Source organism: Pedobacter mendelii (assembly GCF_014635725.1).
Lineage (GTDB): Bacteria > Bacteroidota > Bacteroidia > Sphingobacteriales > Sphingobacteriaceae > Pedobacter > Pedobacter mendelii.
Genome location: NZ_BMDJ01000001.1, coordinates 304,893 through 324,756 on the forward strand (window position 1 = coordinate 304,893; position 19,864 = coordinate 324,756).

At 33.1% G+C, this 19,864-nt stretch carries 24 protein-coding genes; 2 read left to right on the top strand and 22 right to left on the bottom strand.

The features are described 5' to 3' along the window. Positions 1–189: 189 nt before the first annotated feature. Positions 190–684 carry a type I restriction endonuclease gene (locus IEV50_RS01345; RefSeq protein WP_188411455.1) on the bottom strand — a complete coding sequence of 165 codons (495 nt, stop codon included), beginning with the start codon at positions 682–684 and terminating at the stop codon, positions 190–192. Positions 685–1,098: 414 nt separating this feature from the next. Between IEV50_RS01345 and IEV50_RS01350 the strand changes: the two genes are divergently transcribed. Then, on the top strand, positions 1,099–1,839 hold the full coding sequence (locus IEV50_RS01350) for a LytR/AlgR family response regulator transcription factor (RefSeq protein ID WP_188411456.1): 741 nt from the start codon (positions 1,099–1,101) through the stop codon (positions 1,837–1,839). Positions 1,840–2,031: 192 nt separating this feature from the next. Here the strand turns inward: IEV50_RS01350 and IEV50_RS01355 are convergent, their stop codons facing one another. The 4 genes from IEV50_RS01355 to IEV50_RS01370 are packed head-to-tail and all read right to left on the bottom strand — an operon-like array spanning position 2,032 to position 2,631. Then, positions 2,032–2,178, bottom strand: a complete 147-nt coding sequence (locus IEV50_RS01355; RefSeq protein WP_188411457.1) for a hypothetical protein — start codon at positions 2,176–2,178, stop codon at positions 2,032–2,034. Between the two features lie 4 nt (positions 2,179–2,182). Continuing rightward, positions 2,183–2,329, bottom strand: coding sequence for a hypothetical protein (locus IEV50_RS01360; protein ID WP_188411458.1), 147 nt, complete (start codon positions 2,327–2,329; stop codon positions 2,183–2,185). A 4-nt stretch (positions 2,330–2,333) separates the two neighbouring features. After that, positions 2,334–2,480 (bottom strand): hypothetical protein, encoded by a 147-nt coding sequence (locus tag IEV50_RS01365; protein WP_188411458.1) that lies wholly within the window; start codon positions 2,478–2,480, stop codon positions 2,334–2,336. Positions 2,481–2,484: 4 nt separating this feature from the next. Further along, positions 2,485–2,631 (bottom strand): hypothetical protein, encoded by a 147-nt coding sequence (locus IEV50_RS01370; protein ID WP_188411459.1) that lies wholly within the window; start codon positions 2,629–2,631, stop codon positions 2,485–2,487. Positions 2,632–2,773: 142 nt separating this feature from the next. Here IEV50_RS01370 and IEV50_RS01375 point away from each other — a divergent pair, with 142 nt between their 5' ends. Then, the gene (locus IEV50_RS01375) at positions 2,774–3,883 is read left to right on the top strand and encodes a sensor histidine kinase (RefSeq protein WP_188411460.1); all 1,110 of its coding nucleotides are present in this window, start codon (positions 2,774–2,776) and stop codon (positions 3,881–3,883) included. On the opposite strand, the gene IEV50_RS01380 is transcribed toward IEV50_RS01375, so the two are convergent. The 17 genes from IEV50_RS01380 to IEV50_RS01460 all read right to left on the bottom strand — a co-directional run bounded on the left by IEV50_RS01380 (position 3,880) and on the right by IEV50_RS01460 (position 19,863). Then, entirely contained in the window at positions 3,880–6,675 is a 2,796-nt protein-coding gene (locus IEV50_RS01380) for a lantibiotic dehydratase (RefSeq protein ID WP_188411461.1), read from the bottom strand. The two genes, IEV50_RS01375 and IEV50_RS01380, sit on opposite strands and share 4 nt — an antisense overlap. Positions 6,676–6,824: 149 nt before the next feature. Then, positions 6,825–7,664, bottom strand: a complete 840-nt coding sequence (locus IEV50_RS01385; RefSeq protein WP_188411462.1) for an OmpA/MotB family protein — start codon at positions 7,662–7,664, stop codon at positions 6,825–6,827. A 128-nt stretch (positions 7,665–7,792) separates the two neighbouring features. After that, positions 7,793–8,455, bottom strand: a complete 663-nt coding sequence (locus tag IEV50_RS01390) for a DUF2461 domain-containing protein (protein WP_188411463.1) — start codon at positions 8,453–8,455, stop codon at positions 7,793–7,795. Positions 8,456–8,500: 45 nt separating this feature from the next. Continuing rightward, complete coding sequence (locus tag IEV50_RS01395) at positions 8,501–8,899, bottom strand: DUF983 domain-containing protein (RefSeq protein ID WP_188411464.1); 399 nt, start codon at positions 8,897–8,899, stop codon at positions 8,501–8,503. A gap of 2 nt (positions 8,900–8,901) precedes the next feature. Then, the gene (locus IEV50_RS01400) at positions 8,902–9,174 is read right to left on the bottom strand and encodes a CAMCR motif-containing small membrane protein (RefSeq protein ID WP_188411465.1); all 273 of its coding nucleotides are present in this window, start codon (positions 9,172–9,174) and stop codon (positions 8,902–8,904) included. A gap of 85 nt (positions 9,175–9,259) precedes the next feature. Continuing rightward, positions 9,260–9,802 (bottom strand): DUF420 domain-containing protein, encoded by a 543-nt coding sequence (locus IEV50_RS01405; RefSeq protein ID WP_188411466.1) that lies wholly within the window; start codon positions 9,800–9,802, stop codon positions 9,260–9,262. A gap of 44 nt (positions 9,803–9,846) precedes the next feature. Beyond that, entirely contained in the window at positions 9,847–10,545 is a 699-nt protein-coding gene (locus tag IEV50_RS01410) for an SCO family protein (protein ID WP_188411467.1), read from the bottom strand. Beyond that, positions 10,542–10,898 (bottom strand): cytochrome C oxidase subunit IV family protein, encoded by a 357-nt coding sequence (locus tag IEV50_RS01415; RefSeq protein ID WP_188411468.1) that lies wholly within the window; start codon positions 10,896–10,898, stop codon positions 10,542–10,544. Before IEV50_RS01415 ends, IEV50_RS01410 begins: the two co-directional genes overlap by 4 nt. 24 nt (positions 10,899–10,922) lie before the next feature. After that, positions 10,923–11,630: a cytochrome c oxidase subunit 3 gene (locus IEV50_RS01420; RefSeq protein ID WP_188411469.1), complete on the bottom strand. Its 708-nt coding sequence runs from the start codon at positions 11,628–11,630 to the stop codon at positions 10,923–10,925. 30 nt (positions 11,631–11,660) lie between these two features. Next, positions 11,661–12,227, bottom strand: coding sequence for a cytochrome c oxidase subunit 3 (locus IEV50_RS01425; RefSeq protein ID WP_188411470.1), 567 nt, complete (start codon positions 12,225–12,227; stop codon positions 11,661–11,663). A gap of 18 nt (positions 12,228–12,245) precedes the next feature. Then, positions 12,246–13,154 carry a heme o synthase gene (gene cyoE, locus IEV50_RS01430; RefSeq protein ID WP_188411471.1) on the bottom strand — a complete coding sequence of 303 codons (909 nt, stop codon included), beginning with the start codon at positions 13,152–13,154 and terminating at the stop codon, positions 12,246–12,248. A gap of 11 nt (positions 13,155–13,165) precedes the next feature. Beyond that, complete coding sequence (locus IEV50_RS01435) at positions 13,166–14,224, bottom strand: COX15/CtaA family protein (protein ID WP_188411472.1); 1,059 nt, start codon at positions 14,222–14,224, stop codon at positions 13,166–13,168. A gap of 83 nt (positions 14,225–14,307) precedes the next feature. Continuing rightward, entirely contained in the window at positions 14,308–16,188 is a 1,881-nt protein-coding gene (locus IEV50_RS01440) for a cytochrome c oxidase subunit I (RefSeq protein WP_188411473.1), read from the bottom strand. 22 nt (positions 16,189–16,210) lie between these two features. Next, positions 16,211–17,443: a cytochrome c oxidase subunit II gene (locus IEV50_RS01445; RefSeq protein ID WP_188411474.1), complete on the bottom strand. Its 1,233-nt coding sequence runs from the start codon at positions 17,441–17,443 to the stop codon at positions 16,211–16,213. A gap of 66 nt (positions 17,444–17,509) precedes the next feature. Then, positions 17,510–18,733, bottom strand: a complete 1,224-nt coding sequence (locus tag IEV50_RS01450; protein ID WP_188411475.1) for a quinol:cytochrome C oxidoreductase — start codon at positions 18,731–18,733, stop codon at positions 17,510–17,512. 16 nt (positions 18,734–18,749) lie between these two features. Next, complete coding sequence (locus IEV50_RS01455; RefSeq protein WP_371870259.1) at positions 18,750–19,334, bottom strand: c-type cytochrome; 585 nt, start codon at positions 19,332–19,334, stop codon at positions 18,750–18,752. Continuing rightward, positions 19,327–19,863, bottom strand: a complete 537-nt coding sequence (locus tag IEV50_RS01460) for a DUF3341 domain-containing protein (RefSeq protein ID WP_188411477.1) — start codon at positions 19,861–19,863, stop codon at positions 19,327–19,329. Before IEV50_RS01460 ends, IEV50_RS01455 begins: the two co-directional genes overlap by 8 nt. Between the last annotated feature and the right edge of the window lies 1 nt (position 19,864).

Here is a 19,864-nt window from a genome sequence, read left to right on the forward strand (position 1 = left end):
TTGAATGTTGTCACGTGAGCCTGTAGAAACGCTTAAAAATTCTATTTTTATAAGTCCTTCAACAGGCTCAGGATGACAATTCGTACTTATGACACCGCCAAAAACTTTCTCCTTTTTTATATAAAATCAAGAGCAAAAAAAAGTCCTAATTTGCATCAGGACTTTTTTAAATATCAGCTTAAGCTCACCTTAACTTGCAATATTTTGCTTAACATTAAAGTAATCTTTGTGTTCCTCCAACATTTTAGCAATTGTTGCAGCCTTAGTATCTTTTATATTGAAAACAAATAATGGTTCTTGCTTCTTTTTGCTTCTAACCATTTTTTCTGTGTAGAAACGATATTCTAATCCGTTTGTTAATAAACCATATTTAGCTTTAGTTTTGCGAAAGTACTTAGATAAACGAGAATCGTTAATATCTAAACTATCTTCATGATGTTTACATTCAACCAAAATAGCTGGTTCACCATCTTTCATAATTGTGTAATCAACTTTTTTACTTTTTTTAACACCAAAATCCAAAACAGCTTCCGATTGAACTTCAGAAGGATTAAAAACGTCGAAACCTAATATTTGAATAAAAGGCATGACCAATGCATTTCTTGTTAAATCTTCAGATTGAACTTGAGGAAGCATTTTCTTAATTCTTACGGCAAATTGCCCGATTTCGTCTTTAAGTTCCATGTTAATATATTTTTAGGTATTTGTGTATTAATCTTAATTAAAATTCTTTCGCTTAGCTGCTAGAAATAGTATTTCAATTTATATTTTGTTTACCACTATCATTACCTAACCCAGGTTGTATGGCCTGTTGAGTTCTTTCACAGGCTACACAAACGATGGGCAGGCAGATGATTTTATAATTGAAAAATTTAATTTAAAAAGCTTTCCAATTATCTGTTTTTGGCAAACAGTAATAAAGATTAATAAATAGCTTGAAGTTGTTGCTTTTTTTACATCAACCTACCAGAATATTACATCAACTCGTAACAAGGCCTTGCTAAAGCTGGAAAAGATTTTTTTCAATGATATATAAAGAAATTCTTTTTTTAGCTAACTTGCGTTGAAATCATTCCAAACACACTTTAGTACACCATCATGAATTTAAAATGCGTTGTTATTGACGATGAACAACATGCTATTGAGGTATTAACTGACCACATAGCTGAAATGCCCGGTTTGACTGTCTTTAAAACCTTCACAAGTCCTGTGCAAGCCCTTACCGAAATTAGTGTTGGAGATGAGATTGATTTATTGTTCATGGACATTGATATGCCCGGAATAAATGGATTGGAATTAGCAAAAAACATTAGGGAAAAAGCCAAATACCTTATTTTTACCACAGCCCACCCAGATTATGCATTACAAGCATTTGATGTACAGTCTGATCAGTATTTACTTAAACCCATTTCATTTGCAAAATTTGCTCTTGGAATAGATAGAATTTTGAAGAAAGAGGCGAACAACGCTAAAAATGCAATGAAAGAAGCTGATCAGGTTGCAGCTTTATACATTAAAGGCGACCATAAATATGCTTTCTCGAATATTTTAATTGATGATATTTTATATATCAGGGCTTTGCAGAATTACATTCAGATAATTACTAAAACCGAAACAAACACAACTTACCTTACTTTAAAAGAAATTGAAAAGGCTTTAGAGAATCACGCATTTATTCGTGTAAACAAATCAAACATCGTTGCTAAGGCGGCCATTAAAAAAGTAGATGGCAACATTATCAGATTGGTAAATAACGAAATGATTCAGATTGGGGAAGGCTATAAAGAAGCTTTTTTCGCTTATATACAAAGTAGTTTATTAAAATCTGGAAGAAGTTAACTACTTGTTAAAGATTTGTGACATTGATGAATTAGTCATCAAAATTGTATTTGCTGTTGGATCAGTGCTAAAACTATTTTGAGACTTAACATTTTTAAAAACAAATGCAGTATTCTTTTTCAATTTAACAGTGATTTGAGTTTTCATATTGCTAGTTATTAAAAATATTTGGCATTCCAAATAGGTGTATTATTATTTATTGAAGATTTGAGACATTGAAGAGTTGGTCATTAAAATTGTATTTGCTGTAGGATCTGTACTGAAGTTGTTTTGACCTTTTATATTTTTATAAACAAATGCAGTGTTCTTTTTTAATTTACTGATATTTTGAGTTTTCATTTGATTATTTATTGAAAATTTGAGACATTGAAGAGTTGGTCATTAAAATTGTATTTGCTGTAGGATCTGTACTAAAGTTGTTTTGACCTTTTACATTTTTGTAAACAAATGCAGTGTTCTTTTTTAATTTACTGATATTTTGAGTTTTCATTTGATTATTTATTGAAAATTTGAGACATTGAAGAGTTGGTCATTAAAATTGTATTTGCTGTAGGATCTGTACTAAAGTTGTTTTGACCTTTTACATTTTTGTAAACAAATGCAGTGTTCTTTTTTAATTTACTGATATTTTGAGTTTTCATGTGATTATTTATTGAAAATTTGAGACATTGAAGAGTTGGTCATTAAAATTGTATTTGCTGTAGGATCTGTACTGAAGTTGTTTTGACCTTTTATATTTTTATAAACAAATGCAGTGTTCTTTTTTAATTTTGTATTGATTTGAGCTTTCATAATTATATTTTTCTTATTAGATATTGTTGTTTTGATTAACTGATGTAAAGGTGCGGCGAAAAAGAAGGCAGTCCGAAATTTTTACACAAAACCGCTATTTTTACAGATAAACCCCCTGTTTTAGTAGACAAAAACCACTTAAATGAACATTCTTAAAATAAAAAACTGGTATAACCGAAATGACATTCATGTTAAAGCTTGGTTGCTTTTCATAATCTATGAGGTATTTATCACAGGTATTGCAACGAGATGGTGGGGTACACCTGGCAATTATATTTTTCATTATTTACTTAACATATCTTTATTTTACTTTCATGCTTACGGCACAAGAAAAATTCTTTCAAGAAGTTTTAGATATAAAAACTGGCTATTTATTCCTTTTGTAATATTTGAATTAATAGCCTATATAGCAATAGCATTCCCCGGTGAGTACTTAATCTCTATCACAATTAGTACAGGTTTTAAAGATCCTATGAAAATTACAGAAGTATATGTGCTTAGATCAGTATGGAGAGCCTTATACTTTATCGGTTTTAGTACGGGTTATGTGTTTCTATTAAACTCCTTGAAAGAGAGAAAAAGAGTTCAAAAACTAGAGAAACAAAGCCTCGTTAATACCATAGAGAAACAAGCTTTAGAAAATGATTTGGTTCAATCTCAAAATAACTTCCTGCGGAGCCAAATCAATCCGCACTTTTTATTTAATACATTAAACTTTATATATAATGATGCAAGAAAGAAAGCGCCGCTAGCTGCCGATGCAATTATGAACCTTTCTGAAATGATGCGCTATGCTTTGAAAAGACCAGAAGCATCTGAATTAGTGCCTTTAAGCGAAGAAGTAGAGCAAATTGAACACCTAATCAACCTACACAAATTACGTACAGCTAATACCATCAACTTCAATTTAGAAATAGAGGGAGATTTATTTGGCATTCGTTTTCCTCCGCTCATATTGTTAACATTGGTAGAAAACATGTTTAAACATGGAAATATAGCGCATTCTGCACAACCATCAATTGTACAGATAAATTACGACAAAGCCAGCTTAAAAATTACAACCATTAATATGATTAATGATGTTAAAAAGAAAGAGCTAGAAAGCCACCACGTAGGGTTAGAAAATATAGATAAGCGCTTAAATAACTTTTTTAAAGACAAATATTCGTTCAAATTCTACAAAGATGATATTAATCGTTATTTCACAGAAATAAAAGTAGATATTCATAATCCTTTAGCAGGGCTGAATTAATTACTGCTTAAGGCATTTCTGCGCTGAACATCTTTTAATAAGAAATAATAGATAATCATTTCATGAGTACGTTGATCTTTATTAAAAAGACGATTAACGTGCATGTGCAATAAATCACTAAAAAGTTGTATTCTCCTGGTATCATTACAAGCTTTTAAAACATTTATAAAAGATAAACCAAATTGTTCAAAAGCATTTTCCTGATTTTCATTAAAGTCAACTGCGTCAGCTTTCCGATAAATTTGATATTGAGCGTTTATTTTCTTGAAATCTGCCGGTTCTAAATTATGTTCATCATTAAATGAATCAGACATTATTCTGATTACATTAGCAAAAACATTATTTTCGAATAAAGCTGAATTTTGCACCTTTTCAACTAAATCAGCACACATTTTATATTTATTATTTGCCTCTGGTTGTGTTTCTAGAAGCGACAAAACAAATTCACTATCTGTAGCAAAATGCTTTTCTACATCTTCAATCAAATCATTTCCGTATCGATGCGTTTCCCTTTTATATGTTCTTAATTGTAAATCAGAAACTAATCCTGTCGATAAATCTTGTTCCAAATAATTAGCCAATGCAGTTGTTAACTCCTGCCCGTCTTTTTCATCATTCAGTAAAAATCTTAGGCGCAAGTGATAGCCATTTTCATTGTAACGAATAAAAAACCAGGATTTGATTTGAAGTTTATGCGCATCCAAAAAATAAGCAATTGGTCCGCCAAGTAATGCATCGGAACGCTGTTGATGGCAATAAATCTCAAAATATAACCACTCCTTTCCGGGAGGAAAGACCTGCTTAACATTTGTTTTACTCTGATCGCTTTGTTCAAATCCATCATAAATTTTTTCCTGATGATAGATATTAAGAATAAATTGAGCTAAATATGGCTTTCCTTTTTCATCAATAACAATACTACTCTCCGGAAGTATAACTTCTTCCAGATACACTGTAGATTGCTTTTGCATGTATTGAATAAATGCCTCAATATCCATGCTATTATCTCGTTCGAAACACAAGGTCTGATCTGACAGGCCAGCTTTAAAATGTTTACTTACACCGATTTTACTTAAATACGCACTGCATTCAGCAGCGGATAATCCGATAAGACTTGCCTTTTTAACTTGCCATTTCTGTTGAGATAAAACAATATTTTGATATTGAACTTTGGGATAATACTCCAATTCGGGAAATAGATTCTCGATAAAAAGGGAAAGATTTGTTTGTATATTTTGATGCTGCAAATCGCAAAGGAGCCGAAAAACAGATAAATCGGAGCGTGAATAATTATAGGCAGATGCCATACGTGGAACAATCCGTTTATTTAGCCTTTTTGACCTCAGAATTACTTCATCACCTTGGACTGAAAGCATTATATCATCGAGTGTGAGTGGATCAGCAGATGTATCAAAATTTAGAATCGATAATTGTTTACTATAAACCAATTTACGCCGATTGATATTATCTACATTGGTTTCGACCATGTATGCAACATCAAAAAATAATATATCAGGGTTTGCAGATTGTTCTAAATTGGAAATATTATTGCAATGCTGATAAACTTTATGGTTAGCCATCGTAAAACGCCCGCTGAGGGCATTGGCTGTACTTCCACCAGTTTGGTCTACACAAATTAAATCATCTGCAACAGACATAAGCATACTAAAGGAATTTGGGATAGTAGCTGGTTTATCTGATAAATGGATACCCAATTTCTCTAAACGAATAACCTCTTTTGAACTAAAACCAGCTGGTTTGAATAATTTTTTAAAATTATCTTTCACCTTATCTGTTAAATCCTCCTTCTTTTTGTTTTGTTTTCCATAAAATTGAGCAATAAAATCATCTTCGCCACCAGCTTGCTCTAATTCATCATAACCTATTCCCATTTCAGGATCTAAAGCCAATGATAAGGGAACTTCCTTCTGTTCAAATTTTTTCATGAATTTATTTATAAACTGCTTCAGTGCATCGCGACCATCAATTGGTAAAATGTGCTGCATTAAATTTATTAAGCCTGGTATGCCATGAAGTAATTTTTCATCAATTCCACCAGAAATTACCTCACGCTCGGCTATCAAATACTTTGGAAAATCTACATGCGAAACCAGACCAATTCTTTGAAAATAATCATCTCCAATAATATTCGGGTCAGAGTTACTTAATAGCAGTTGTAAAGAGAGCATATCTTCTAATAGAGAAAATACTTCATCTATTCTTTCAGCAGAGATATTTAACCTTTCAATTAACTCATTAACATTTATTGGCTTTAAACATTTTTCTAAAATTTCGATAACAAAATCGTCTTTATCAATTTCTGCCAATTCAAATAAACCATCAGTACAGGCTATATATCGAATACTTGTTGTAGTAAAGTAATAGCTGCTGTTGGTAAAAAGCAAACAATTATTTTTCAACAAGTCTTTTAAAGAAAATGTTAAGGTATTTTTATAAGGCCAATCAATAAATTCATGAACAATTTGTTGCTCTTTAACAACCACTTGTAACTCTGTATTATTAAAAGCCTTATTTAATATGCTAAAGCCTGCAAAAGTTCCGTATGGTGTTGACCGAAATTTCGCCCTGTTAAAATATTTCCATATTGTAAAAAGTACCTTTGGAGGAAGTGAATTCAATTCTTCTGCTTTTACATCCCTAATTGTTTCATAAAAGGCATCTGAAGAAATCGAAATAGCAACTTTCAATTCTTCCCAACACTCAAATAGCGAAGATTTGTAAGAAAACTTAGGGGTTCTGAAAACGACATCCGGATATATTTTTACTTTCATGAAAGGAATTGATAATCGAAAATTACAAAGATTAATTTAATACACAGAATTTAACATCTTAAAATTGAATTGTTAATTTTTAAAAATTTACAAAAACTAAAAAGCCTTGCAAATTTTCATTACAAGGCTCAACATATATTATCGTTAAATTACTTAATCAAATTATACAATTCATCCAACTTTGGAGAAAGTACAATTTCAATTCTTCTGTTTTTACTTCTGCCATCATTACCAGTATTTGGCCCGAGAGGCTGGAATTCTCCTTTACCAGTGGCCGTCATACGCACACTTTCTACTTTTTCGGTTTCCGTTAAATAACGAACAACTGATGTAGAGCGCAGTACACTTAAGTCCCAGTTATCTTTAATTTGACCAAGATTATTTACTTTCTGATTATCAGTATGCCCTTCTACAGCAATGTTAATTTCAGGTTGTTCTTTTAAAACTTTTGCCAATTGCGCAAGTGCTTTCTTCCCGTTTTCATCAATAACTATGCTTCCTGATGGAAATAACAATTTATCCATTAACGAAACATATACCTTACCGTTTTTAATATCTACTGTTAAGCCACTTTTGGTAAAACCCAATAAGGCTTGTTGCAACTTCTCTTTTAATTGATTTGTAGCTTCATCACGTTTACGCAAAACCTCTTCTACTTCTTTCAAACGTTTTTCTCTGGCAGCTAAATCGCCAGATAGTTTAGTTATTTCTGTAGAACTGTTATTTTTAAGTTTACTGTAATTTGCATTTACATCATTAAACCTGGTTTGCAAATCACGCAGATCTTCTGCCATCAAAGAAGTATCTTTCTTTAACTTTTTGGCTTCATCTTCAAGGTTTTCAATTTTTATTTGACCCTCATTGAAAGCTGTATACAAAGAATCTTTAGTTCCCAATAAAGCTTTATACTTTTTTGGAGATAGAATAACGCAGGATGTAAGTGTTGAAGCGAAAAGAAAAATTGCAAAAGCTAGAAAGATATTCTTCATTTTTTTTAGTGTCAAGATTTTAGTATCAAGTATCGAGATTTTAGTATCAGGTATCAAGATTTTAGTATTGAGATATGGTTAATTGTGTACTTAGCTACAGTTCATTTATACAGTTAATAATTTTACGACTAAACATTTATTGCATTTCGTAAAAATACAACTAATGGTTGTACTGTATTGAAAGAAGTTATCAACTTATTAATGAGTGTAGGTTTAAAAAATTCTTCATCATCCAGTTTCATAGATGCTTCGAAACTTTTTAGTTTTAAATACTCAATATTTGGATCAGCAGGATCATATCCCTTTGGAGCATTTTTTAAGGCATCACCAGCACCGAAAATAAAATTCTTTTTAAATTCGCTATTGTTAATTATAACTTTGAAGTCGTCAATATTATAATCGATTTCCTGGCGGATTAATTTAACATGAGGTCCTTCGGGCATCCAGTAGCCGCCTGCTATAAAACTTTTGCCAGGCTGGATATGTAAATAATAACCTGGCTCATTTCCACCTTTACTTTTTGAAGAAAACCACATACCAAAGTTATTCTTATAAGGATCCTTATTTTTACTAAAACGTACATCGCGATAAATTCGCATTATGCATTTTTTAGGATCAAGTTCGGAAGAAATTAGCGGATCAATTTTGGAAAGTTCTGGAATAATTGCACTTACCAGTTCAAGAACATCTGCCCTGGCTTCCTCGTATTTTGGCTTATGCTCAGCAAACCATTCTCTGTTATTATTTTCTGCAATATTCCTAATAAAAACGAGTGTATCTTTTTTTAACATGTGCTCATTGGTAATTTTAATACAAAGTATTAATAAATTTATCCGTTAAGGATTATCATAATAAGGCTTATATTTTATATTAGGCGACAGGATATGAAGTAATATAATCCTGGAGTACCTATAATTGAAGGGAGATAATATAAAGCATCCAGCAAAAATCACAATCAAATAAGTCCAAAATGTGTTGTCTTCTAATGGCCCTACTAACAAATAGATAATGAAGCTAACAATCAGCATTTCTACCACATTCATTGCATAGCTAACATACATGGCTGCGTAAAAATAGCCTGGTTCTATTTCTATTCTTTGTCCACAACGAGAACAAACTTCTTTGGTGTGCTGAATGTTAAAACCATACATGCTACCTGTAAAAACATCTCCCCTGCGGCAATGCGGACATTTTGCATGAACAATTGCATACAGCTTAGAAGTTTTTTCAGCCATATTTAATTCAGATTAATTCTATCTGATTTCATATTGAGGTGAACATTCCTTTTACGATATTTTTTATACCAAAGTATACCTACTGCAGTAAACAGAAGATATGGAATTGCTAAAAGATACAACACGCCGGTGTTTAAGCCTGCAGCCTGAGTATTACCATTCTTTACACCTTGCTCGGCATTGATGGTACACATTGCACATTGTGCATTAACTTTCGGAGAAATTGTAAAAATTAAGGCAAATACAACTAAGATAAAAAATGCTTTTTTCTTCATCAGAACAAATATAATGATAAACCAAGTTAAGGATTTAAAAATTGTGTCATAAAAACACCAAATAATATTTATCCACTAAATTATTTTAATATTGATAATAAGGCGATATCATTAAATAAACAACTACTCCTGTAATTGCTACATATAACCACAACGGAAATGTAATTCTTGCTATTTTTTTATGTTTGTCAAACTTTTCTGCCAGTGCCCTAACATAGGTTACTAAAACAAGTGGAATAATTGCAATTGATAGAAGAATATGTGTAAGTAGTATAAAAAAGTATAAGTATTTAACAAAACCATCACCCCCAAATTTTGTTGATGGAGTTGTCATGTGATATGCGATGTACATAACTAAAAATAATAAAGAACAGCCAATAGCCATTTTCATTAAATTTTGATGAAGTTGAACTTTACCATTTTTAATTGCCCTAACAGCTACAATAAGTAAAACAGCAGTTATCCCATTAATTGTTGCATAAATTGGAGGCAAAAAGGGTAACGGACTTACATCTACACCTAAATCCTTTAATTTCACCATAAATAGCACGGCTACAGCCACAGGTATAAAAATAGATAATACAATTATCCAGATATTATATTTTTTTTCTATTGAGTTATTTTCCATGAGATACCAATTTACCAGGGATTTATTGTTTGGAGCAAATTAAATTATCTACCATCTTTAAGATTTCTTAGATCTTCAGCAACCAGCACTTTTATTTCATCATCAAGCTTTGCTAAAGCATCTGCATTAGTTGCTTCGTAATAGCCTCTTATTCTATGTTGATTATCAAGCAAAACAATTTGATTGCCATAAAGAAACTTAGGTTTCCCGGCTTCCTTGTAATAAATCATATCAAGCAGTAAGCCTTGCCTAACGAAAGGATAAATATTCATACTATCACCACTTAAAATATCCCACTTACCAGACTTTGCATTTAGCGTGTTGGCCAGCAATTTTAAAGAAGTTGGATTATCTTTAGGATCAACTGAAATGCTTAAGAAACGAATCAATGGATTTCTTTCGTATCCATCTGCAATCTTCTTAACATTCAAATTAACATCTTTTAATGGGCTTTCCAGATAAAATAGATTTAGAATAACAATTTTATTTTTTAAAGCTACCCAGTTTATGGTTTCGTTTTCCTGGTTTACCAAGCTAAAATCATTAACTATGTGGTAGATAGTATCAGGAATTTTTTTACCCTTTACAGAATGAAAAGTCTTTGCTACAATCTTCTCTCCGAATATTGGAAGGCTCTTATAGCGGTTTTTTGCAAAATGTGGCAACAAGTAAAAAAACAAAAATCCCGGTATAGCCAATATGCTTACCAGGATTAATGATTTTTTTATAGAGAATGATCTCATGAATGAGTTGCCATGTGTATGTTTAAAAACCCACCTTCAATAAGCATTAATACGATAAAGTACACGATAAAAATGAACGACACAGTTAGCGCTAATTGTAAGCCTAATTTCTCAAACTTTAAGTGCATAAAGTAAGCAACAATGTAAAATGCTTTTACTAAAGTTAAAGCTATGTATATGTAGTTACCCACATGTTGAGGTATATGGCCTCCTGGAATTGCCCAAAGTGCAATAATAAATTCTATAGCTGTAATTAGTGACAAAATACCAGCTACTTTCCAGATTTTTGATTTAGTCATTCCTGAATGATCATCGTGTTGGTGACCTTCGGCTGTATTAGAATGTTCTGACATGTTAAATATTTTTATAAATTAAAATTAAACCAAATAGAAGAATGTAAATACAAACACCCAAACTAAATCTACAAAGTGCCAATATAAACCAACTTTTTCAACCATTAAGTAATGACCTCTTCTTTCGAAGGTACCATTAATAGTCATTACTAAAATGATTATATTAATCAAAACTCCGGTAAAAACGTGAAAACCGTGGAATCCTGTAATGGTAAAAAACAAGTTAGAAAACTGTTGAGCAGATACCAAAGAAACCTTGCCTGTAAATAAATGATGCAATGTTTCTATAGGTGGGATTTTACCCCAACCAAATCCTTCATGAAAAAGGTGAGTCCATTCTAAAGCCTGACAGCCCAAAAACATAAAACCACCAATAATGGTTGCAATCATCCAACCAATAACTTCATTTTTAGCTCTACGGTGACCAGCTTCTACAGCCATTACCATAGTTACTGAACTTAAAATCAGAATAAAAGTCATAATACCCACAAAAACTAATGGAGCACCACTTTCTTTTAAACCAGGAATAGATTGGAAAACCAAATCCGGATCTGGCCATGCTGACTTAGAGAAGCGCTGAGCGCCATAATAGATCAACAAAGATGAAAATGTAAAAGCATCTGATAAAAGGAAAAACCACATCATGATTTTACCATATTCTACCGACCAGGGCGAACGACCACCATTCCATGGCCCGGTTTTAACTTGATCTAATTGTGATACTGAATTCATTGCAAATAGTATAATAGTTTGTTAACAAATTTAACGGTTCAAAAGTAAAAAAACATACAGATATATCCATAATATATCTATAAAATGCCAAAAAATAGAAGTAATTTCCATACGAAACTTATTTTTTGCCAAAGGAATATTTTTGTAGCTACCTGATAAGCTACTGGTTATAAAGCCTAAACCTGCAATAATGTGAAATAAGTGCATTAAAGGTACAACGTAGATAAAGGATATTGCCGCATTGTTTCCAACCATTGTTGCACCAGTTTTAACCATACTGCCCCAAGCTACAAATTGCATAAAGCCAAAAGCGAAGGCTAAGATAACCGTTAACCATAGCATTTTTCGCTGTAAACCAAAGTTTAACTTTTTTAATGCTCTCGATGCAAGCGTTAGTGTTACACTACTTGCAATGATTAATAACGTACTGTAAATAAAAGCATCAGGTAAAACTAAGCCATGCCCCTTTCCTTTCGAAGCTGCAAAAACCAGATAGTAGCTAGTAAATCCTCCAAACATGATGGTAGATGATACTACGAAAAGCCATACAATAAACTTCTTAGGCTTTGGGTCGAATATATCTTGTGTATTTTCCATTGATAAAACCATAAATAATTATTTTGCTATAAAATCAAACATTAATACCAACTGTACAGCAGGTATGTAAAAAAACGAACAGAACATAACTTTCTTGGCATCTATCAGTTCTCTGTTCATAAGAAGTTTAAATGCCAACCAGCTAAATACAGCACCCGCAATTATTGATAAACCTGTTATATAATAACCTCCAAAGCCATAAAAAGTTGGCAGCAAACTAACCGGAATTAAAATCAATGTACTTACAAACGTAAATATTGCAGATGTTTTATCTCTTTTTTTTGTGGGTAACAATCTAAATCCTGCTTTCTTATAATCATCATCCAAAACCCATGCAATAGCCCAAAAATGAGGAAATTGCCATACAAACTGAATAAGAAATAAAATTACGGCTATCTTATAATCAATATCTAAAAATAAATCTGCTTTTAAGCTACCAAAGGCAGCCAAATAACCAATTAGTGGTGGCAATGCGCCTGGTATTGCACCAACAAAAACGGCTATCGGTGATTTTCTCTTTAATGGTGTATAAACAAAAGCATAAAGCAAAATAGAAAACACAGATAATAATCCGGTTTCAAGATTCAATTGCCCTAAAAGCCATGTACCTAAAAATGCCATAAAAACACCTAATACCAACCCCTGACCTGTAGTCATTCTACCAGCAGGCATTGGACGATCTTTGGTTCGACTCATCAATTTATCCAAATCGACTTCTATAATTTCATTAAAACAATTCGCTGCAGCAGTAACTAAAAATCCTCCCGCTATCAAAATAAGCCAGTTACTCCAATCAATTGATGGAATATGTCCTCGGCCTATCTGCATTTTCTGGCCAATTAAAAACGAAATCGACGCAGAGAACACTACCGTAAAGGACAGTCTGAATTTAATGAGCTTAGAAAAATCTGAAAAAAATTGTTTCAACTTTTTTATTATTATTGTTTGTATGTTCTTGTGCGATAAACCAACAAGTACAAATAAAACTGTAAACTAAATAGCATTGTTGAAAATAATATGTGCAATGCTTGTGCAACAGGCGGCAGAGAAATATATGCTAATGCAAATCCTGTTAACAACTGAATTAACAATGTAAACAAAATAAATCTTGCAGTTAGTAAAGGAGCTGCCTTTCCGCTAAACCTGTCTAAAACCATTTTATAAATAACACCATTACAAATAACAACTAATATGGCCATGTCTCTGTGGTAATTAAAAACTTCTCCCACCTTTCCTATCCATGTATTCCTACCGCCAAACGATAAAGATTTTGCAATCGCATCTACGGCTTCCCTAACTTCTGTACCCATAATAATTTGAGCAACGCTAACTAAAAGTGTAAAGAACAAAAATCCTTTAAGCCATAAAATTCGATACATTATCACCGAAGGTTCTTTATGTAACTGTTTTGCATAGCTGTAAGTGTAAATGGATATTCCTAAAAGTACAAGTGCCAAAAGCATGTGTACTGTAACAAGCCATTGTGTCAAATTCGTTGATACAACGAAAGCACCTAACCATGCCTGCAGGATAATAATAAATACATTTAAAATACTTAAAAAAAATATTCTTTTCGCACTTTTCCTATAAATGAAAGAGAAAACGGCTGTTAATAAAATAAATATTCCTGCAACTACGCCTACTAAACGATTTAAGTATTCTGTCCAGGTTTTGGCAGGATTAAATTCTTCAGGTAAAGAAATCGTTTTATCATGCCTAATACTGTCAGCTAATTCCTTCTTACCAATTCCATCCAGATATTTGGCGAATTTTTCATTTTTCTTAATTCTGCCTACAACATATTTTTCCTTATAATTTGCAGGAAGCTGTGATACATCAGTTGGTGGTATATACCTGTCGAAGCACTTTGGCCAATCAGGGCAACCCATGCCTGAACCTGTACTGCGCACAACTCCACCTGCAAGTATAACCAGTAGCGTTACTATTATGGTTATAAAATTAATCCTGATAAAACGTTGTTCTGATCTGCTGATCATTATATGTATTAATGTGAAAAGGGTATCCGGATAAGCAGAAACTTAATCAGATACCCCTTTAAAAATTTGTTAAAGCTATATAATTAGCCTTTATTTTCTGTCACAGGATTGGATAATTCCCAATCTTGCTGTATTTTTTCTGCTTCTGCATTTCCTTCAAAATCATGAGGTAAATTAGAACTCATTGTTTGAGAGAAAGGGACAGTTTGAGGAATAAAATCAACATCATGGCCAGGTTTGCTGTAATCATAAGGCCATCTGTAAACAGTAGGGATTTCTCCAGGCCAGTTTCCATGTAAATGTTCTACCGGAGCAGTCCATTCTAAAGTATTCGATTCCCAAGGGTTTTGAGTAGCAACTTTTCCTTTGAATATGGAATAGAAAAAATTGAATAAAAATGCTACTTGAGCTAAAGCAGCCATAATTGCCGCCCAGGTTACAAAGATGTTAACCGTTAACCATTTCTTCATGAATTCGAACTCAGTAAAGGCATAATAACGACGAGGAACGCCATCTAACCCTAAGAAGTGTAAAGGAAAGAATACCAAGTATGCCGCAATGAACGTTAACCAAAAATGTAGATATCCTAATTTAGCATTCATCATACGACCGAACATTTTAGGATACCAGTGATAAACACCAGCAAGCATACCAAAAATAGCAGCAGAACCCATTACTAAGTGAAAGTGGGCAACTACGAAATATGTATCGTGTAAGTTAATATCTAATGATGCATTACCTAAAAATATACCGGTTAAACCACCTGAAATAAAGAATGATACTAAACCAATAGCAAATAACATTGCAGGAGTGAAACGTATATTACCTCTCCACAGCGTTGCTAAATAATTAAATGTTTTTACTGCTGATGGAACCGCGATAATTAAAGTGGTAATCATAAACACACCACCCAATAAAGGGTTCATACCTGTAACAAACATGTGGTGACCCCAAACAATGAACGAAAGTACAGTGATACCAATTAACGAATAAACCATTGCATGGTAACCAAAAATTGGTTTGCGTGAGTTTACTGAGATAACCTCAGAAGATATACCCAATGCAGGCATAATTACAATATATACTTCAGGGTGACCTAAAAACCAAAATAAGTGTTGCCAAAGAATTGGAGAACCACCTTCGTTAGGTAAAATGTTTGTACCCATTACGATATCAGAAAGGTAAAAACTTGTTCCAAAACTTCTATCGAATACCATTAATACAACTCCAGCTACAAGAACAGGAAAGGATAATATACCTAATATAGCTGTTAAGAAGAATGCCCAAATGGTTAAAGGCATTTTCCAAAGATCCATTCCTTTTGTACGCATGTTTAATATTGTACTTACATAATTTATACCACCCATTAATGATGATGCAACAAAAAGTACCATACTAATCAACCACATTGTCATCCCTAAGCCAGAGCCTGGAATTGCAGTTTCAATTATTGAAAGAGGTGGATAAACTGTCCAACCCCCTGATGCAGGTCCTGTTTGAATAAAGAATGAAGCCATCATTACCATACATGCAGTAAAAAAGAACCAATAAGAAAGCATATTCAAGAATGGAGATGCCATATCCCTGGCTCCGATTTGCAGCGGTATTAATAAGTTACTAAAAGTACCGCTTAATCCTGCAGTTAACACAAAGAATACCATGATGGTACCATGAATAGTAACCAGTGCCAGATAAAAATCAGATTTTATACGGCCACCTTCTGCCCATTTACCTAAAAAAGTTTCCAAGAAAGGGAAGTTCTTATCAGGCCATGCCAATTGAATACGGAATAAAATTGATAAACCCATTGCAATAACCGCCATGATAATACCAGTTATCAAAAATTGCTTTGCAATCATTTTATGATCCATACTGAAGATATACTTTGATATCAAAGTTTCTTTATGGTGCCCGTGATCAGCGTGATCGTGATTGTGTTCGTCGTGTAATGCTATTGTTGACATAATTCTTTCGCTCTTCGGTATATTATTTATTTAAAGCCATTTGGTTTGTTTTAACAGCTGCAGAATCTGTAGCTGTTGTATCTGAAACTGATTTTACAGGAGCAGGTGCCACTGGCAAATTAAATTCTTTTCTTAAATCGTCATTTAAATAGGTTTTTTGTTCAGCTAACCAGGTTTTGTATTCAGCCATAGAAACAACGCGAACTACTTTTTGCATGTTATAATGACCTGAACCACAAATTTTAGCACAGTAGAAAAGAAACTTGAAGTTTGGATCATTCGTTTCTTGTTGCATCTGAGTAGTTGTCTTCGTTGGCGTAAATTCAAATACGGTTTGCATACCCGGTACAGTATTTAGCTGTACTCTAAAGTGAGGCATGTAAAAACTGTGAATAACATCTTTACTGGTTAAAATAAGTTTGATCGGCTTATCTACAGGTATTACCATTTCATCAGCCATTTGATCATCACGAGATTTCAAATCTTTAAAATCAATCCCTAATGCGTTTGATGCGGTAGTTAATTTATAGTTTTTATGTCCTACAATACCATCAGCTCCAGGATAACGGATAGTCCATTTGAACTGTTCAGAAGTCATCTCAATTTGAATTGGCATGTTTTTAGGATCTTCAACTTTGTAGAATATTGATCTCCATGTTAAGAAACCCATTAATACCAATACCGTTAAAACTAAAGCAGGAACAATTGTCCAAATTTTCTCGATGGTATTATTATGAGGATAGTAGTAAGCTTTTCTTTTTGCAGAATATTTATAGATATAAGAAAATCCAAATAATAAAATGTGCGTTGCAATGAAAACAATTGTTGTAATGATTAAAGTCAGGTTAAACATATCATCAATACGCTTTCCATGCACCGAGGCAGCATCTGGAAGCAACATCGAACCATGAACGGTATATTCCCAATACACACCATACAAACCTAAAACCAAAAACAATGCAAATAAACTTGAATTTACTCTGTTCCAGTTAATACCAACAGGTTTACCTTGCGCTTCGCGACTTAGTTCATAAACCCTTATTGCTTTACCCACAATAGCGATGAATAAACATATTGCGAGGAACACCAGAATATAAAATATTACTGATTTATAAACCTCTCCCATATCAACTTTCGGTGCCGCGGCAGCTCCTGCTGCTGCATCTTGCGCAAATACGCTCGTGTTTGCAAAAACAGTAATTAATACTGCTAAAGCTGCGGTCGTTTTATTCGTGATAAACTTTCTTAAACTCATTTTCTTAAAAGTAGTACGCTGTACTTCTATATAATAATTAAAATATTCGCTTTATAAAATCATCAACTAAAGCTGATGATGCAAACTTTCTTGTAATAAAGGGTGATTCTTTGCTATCAAAGGTTTTTTGCTCAATGATGTTAACACGGTAAAAGTAAACAACCCAACAAAACCTATAGCTGTACCAATTTCAATAATTCCGAAACCATTGTGTCCATCTTCAACGGCACCTGGCATAATCATTTGATAATAATCAACCCAATGGCCTAACAACACAACGATAGCCACAAATAATAATTTAGCATCTGTTCTTTTATTGTCTCTATCCATTAACAACAATACTGGAGCTAAGAAATTCATTGCAAGGTTTAAGAAAAACCAAAACTTGTAATATTCAAAGCGTCTGTAGAAATAAATAGTTTCCTCAGGCATATTTGCATAGTAAATTAATAAGAACTGCGCAAACCATACATAAGTCCAGAAAATAGAAAAACCAAATATAAACTGACCCAAGTTGTGCAAATGGCTATTGTTAACCCATTGCATATAACCAGCTCTTCTTAATAGAATTATGATGATTGCAATTGTTGCTAAACTGCTAACCCACATTGCGGCGAAGTTATACCAACCAAACATTGTTGAAAACCAATGAGCTTCTAATGACATGATGGTATCAAAAGCAAAAATTGGAGTGGTAAAACCATAAATTACTAAAAAGATGCAAGCATTTTTAAAGCTTTTTCTGTAAGAATTTAATCCCCCAGTTAAATCTTCGTTATAAGAAAACTTAACAAATATTATAGAGAAAATACTGTATATACCTAAAAACAAAACCTGACGCCCTAAAAAGAAAGGTACATTTAAGAAAACAGATTTACCTGCTATCAAGGCATCGTAATTAGCACTATTAGGATCCGTTAATCCATCAGCATGCCAATGGTGGTATAAGTTATGCGTATATAAACCTGCGGAGATAATAACAACAAGTATTACAGCAGCAATAGGCAAAGTTTTTGCCATGGCTTGCGGTACACGTAAAATTGAAGCAGACCATCCTGCCTGAGCTACATATTGAACAGCAAGGAAAAATGTACCAGACATACAAACGCATGCAAAGTAGTATCCCATAAGTAACAGGTTGGCAAAAGTACGCTCATGCATTACTTTATCTCCGGCAATGAAACCATAAGCTACTGCAAGTACGCCTAAAGCTATACCAACTAAACTTAAAGTTTTTACTTTTCCTGTAAACTCAAATTGTTCACTAAAATTAATATTGTGAGTTCCCATTTATATTCTGCTTTACTTATTGTCCTTTTTGTAATTGTTGAACATACATCACTATTTTCCAACGATCTATTGGTAAAATTTGAGAAGCATGCGAGCCCATGTTATTTACGCCGTATGTAATGGTATGATAAATTTTACCAGCAGTAAGATCTATCATGTTACCACCTCTTGAAGAAGCACCTGTTAAGTATGAAGGAACACCGTTAAACTTTTCAATTTTAACTAAGTGACCTTGACCATCTCCTTTTTCACCATGGCATGGTGCACAGAAAACAACAAATGAGTGTTTACCTTGCTCCAGGTTAATGCTATCTGCAGTTAATGGATTAACCATTTTAGCACCCGCTTCGTTATATCCTTCTAAAGTATTAGGATATTCATCGTATTCTTCAAAACCAACTGGCTTTGTGTTTGCAGGTGGTAATTGTGCAGTTTTACCATCTTTAAAATTTTTATTTGGCTGATCAGGGTTATAAGCAATTGGATCATACATGTTCCTTGCATATTCTAATCCTGTACTGCGTTTATCTTTACAAGCCGAAAAAGTAGCTGCAAAAGCGATAGCTAAAAACGCGGCATAAACAAATTTATTCTTATTCATAGCTAATATACTTCCTTTCATTATACTTTACTTCTAAAGCACCAGCATCCTTTAATAAACCATCAATTACTACATGAGCTGCATTTTCATGTGCATCTACTGCTATAACAAAGCGATCGTTAGTAGCACGAAGATCCATTACTCTTGGTGATCTGCCTGGGAATAAATGGGTTGAAGCATAATAAGTTAAAACCATACCGAAAGCACAGAATAAAACTGTTAATTCGAACATTATCGGAATAAAATCCGGTAATGCAAATGATGGTTTACCACCAATATTTACTTTCCAATCAATAACTGCACAAAAATAAATTAAAGCGAAAGCTGCGCAGGTACCTGTAATACCAAAGCAAAATGCCGCTATATCGATTCTTGATCTTTTAATTCCTAATTTGGCTTCTATTCCGTGTATAGGCATTGGAGTATATACATCATGTATTGTGATGTTATTTTCCTGAAGCTTTTCAATGCCATGCATCATTTCGTCAGGGTCGCCAAAGCTGCCTAAAATATATTTGATATTACTCATT

Excerpts from the sequence above, each read along its gene's own strand:
- IEV50_RS01435 (WP_188411472.1), bottom strand. The coding sequence starts at position 14,224 with ATGATCAGCAGATCAGAACAACGTTTTATCAGGATTAATTTTATAACC.
- IEV50_RS01355 (WP_188411457.1), bottom strand. The coding sequence starts at position 2,178 with ATGAAAACTCAAAATATCAGTAAATTAAAAAAGAACACTGCATTTGTT.
- IEV50_RS01445 (WP_188411474.1), bottom strand. The coding sequence starts at position 17,443 with ATGAGTTTAAGAAAGTTTATCACGAATAAAACGACCGCAGCTTTAGCA.
- IEV50_RS01425 (WP_188411470.1), bottom strand. The coding sequence starts at position 12,227 with ATGGAAAATACACAAGATATATTCGACCCAAAGCCTAAGAAGTTTATT.
- IEV50_RS01390 (WP_188411463.1), bottom strand. The coding sequence starts at position 8,455 with ATGTTAAAAAAAGATACACTCGTTTTTATTAGGAATATTGCAGAAAAT.
- IEV50_RS01410 (WP_188411467.1), bottom strand. The coding sequence starts at position 10,545 with ATGAGATCATTCTCTATAAAAAAATCATTAATCCTGGTAAGCATATTG.
- IEV50_RS01365 (WP_188411458.1), bottom strand. The coding sequence starts at position 2,480 with ATGAAAACTCAAAATATCAGTAAATTAAAAAAGAACACTGCATTTGTT.
- IEV50_RS01405 (WP_188411466.1), bottom strand. The coding sequence starts at position 9,802 with ATGGAAAATAACTCAATAGAAAAAAAATATAATATCTGGATAATTGTA.
- IEV50_RS01420 (WP_188411469.1), bottom strand. The coding sequence starts at position 11,630 with ATGAATTCAGTATCACAATTAGATCAAGTTAAAACCGGGCCATGGAAT.
- IEV50_RS01415 (WP_188411468.1), bottom strand. The coding sequence starts at position 10,898 with ATGTCAGAACATTCTAATACAGCCGAAGGTCACCAACACGATGATCAT.
- IEV50_RS01360 (WP_188411458.1), bottom strand. The coding sequence starts at position 2,329 with ATGAAAACTCAAAATATCAGTAAATTAAAAAAGAACACTGCATTTGTT.
- IEV50_RS01450 (WP_188411475.1), bottom strand. The coding sequence starts at position 18,733 with ATGGGAACTCACAATATTAATTTTAGTGAACAATTTGAGTTTACAGGA.
- IEV50_RS01395 (WP_188411464.1), bottom strand. The coding sequence starts at position 8,899 with ATGGCTGAAAAAACTTCTAAGCTGTATGCAATTGTTCATGCAAAATGT.
- IEV50_RS01460 (WP_188411477.1), bottom strand. The coding sequence starts at position 19,863 with ATGAGTAATATCAAATATATTTTAGGCAGCTTTGGCGACCCTGACGAA.
- IEV50_RS01455 (WP_371870259.1), bottom strand. The coding sequence starts at position 19,334 with ATGAATAAGAATAAATTTGTTTATGCCGCGTTTTTAGCTATCGCTTTT.
- IEV50_RS01350 (WP_188411456.1), top strand. The coding sequence starts at position 1,099 with ATGAATTTAAAATGCGTTGTTATTGACGATGAACAACATGCTATTGAG.
- IEV50_RS01440 (WP_188411473.1), bottom strand. The coding sequence starts at position 16,188 with ATGTCAACAATAGCATTACACGACGAACACAATCACGATCACGCTGAT.
- IEV50_RS01385 (WP_188411462.1), bottom strand. The coding sequence starts at position 7,664 with ATGAAGAATATCTTTCTAGCTTTTGCAATTTTTCTTTTCGCTTCAACA.
- IEV50_RS01345 (WP_188411455.1), bottom strand. The coding sequence starts at position 684 with ATGGAACTTAAAGACGAAATCGGGCAATTTGCCGTAAGAATTAAGAAA.
- IEV50_RS01400 (WP_188411465.1), bottom strand. The coding sequence starts at position 9,174 with ATGAAGAAAAAAGCATTTTTTATCTTAGTTGTATTTGCCTTAATTTTT.
- IEV50_RS01370 (WP_188411459.1), bottom strand. The coding sequence starts at position 2,631 with ATGAAAGCTCAAATCAATACAAAATTAAAAAAGAACACTGCATTTGTT.
- IEV50_RS01375 (WP_188411460.1), top strand. The coding sequence starts at position 2,774 with ATGAACATTCTTAAAATAAAAAACTGGTATAACCGAAATGACATTCAT.
- IEV50_RS01380 (WP_188411461.1), bottom strand. The coding sequence starts at position 6,675 with ATGAAAGTAAAAATATATCCGGATGTCGTTTTCAGAACCCCTAAGTTT.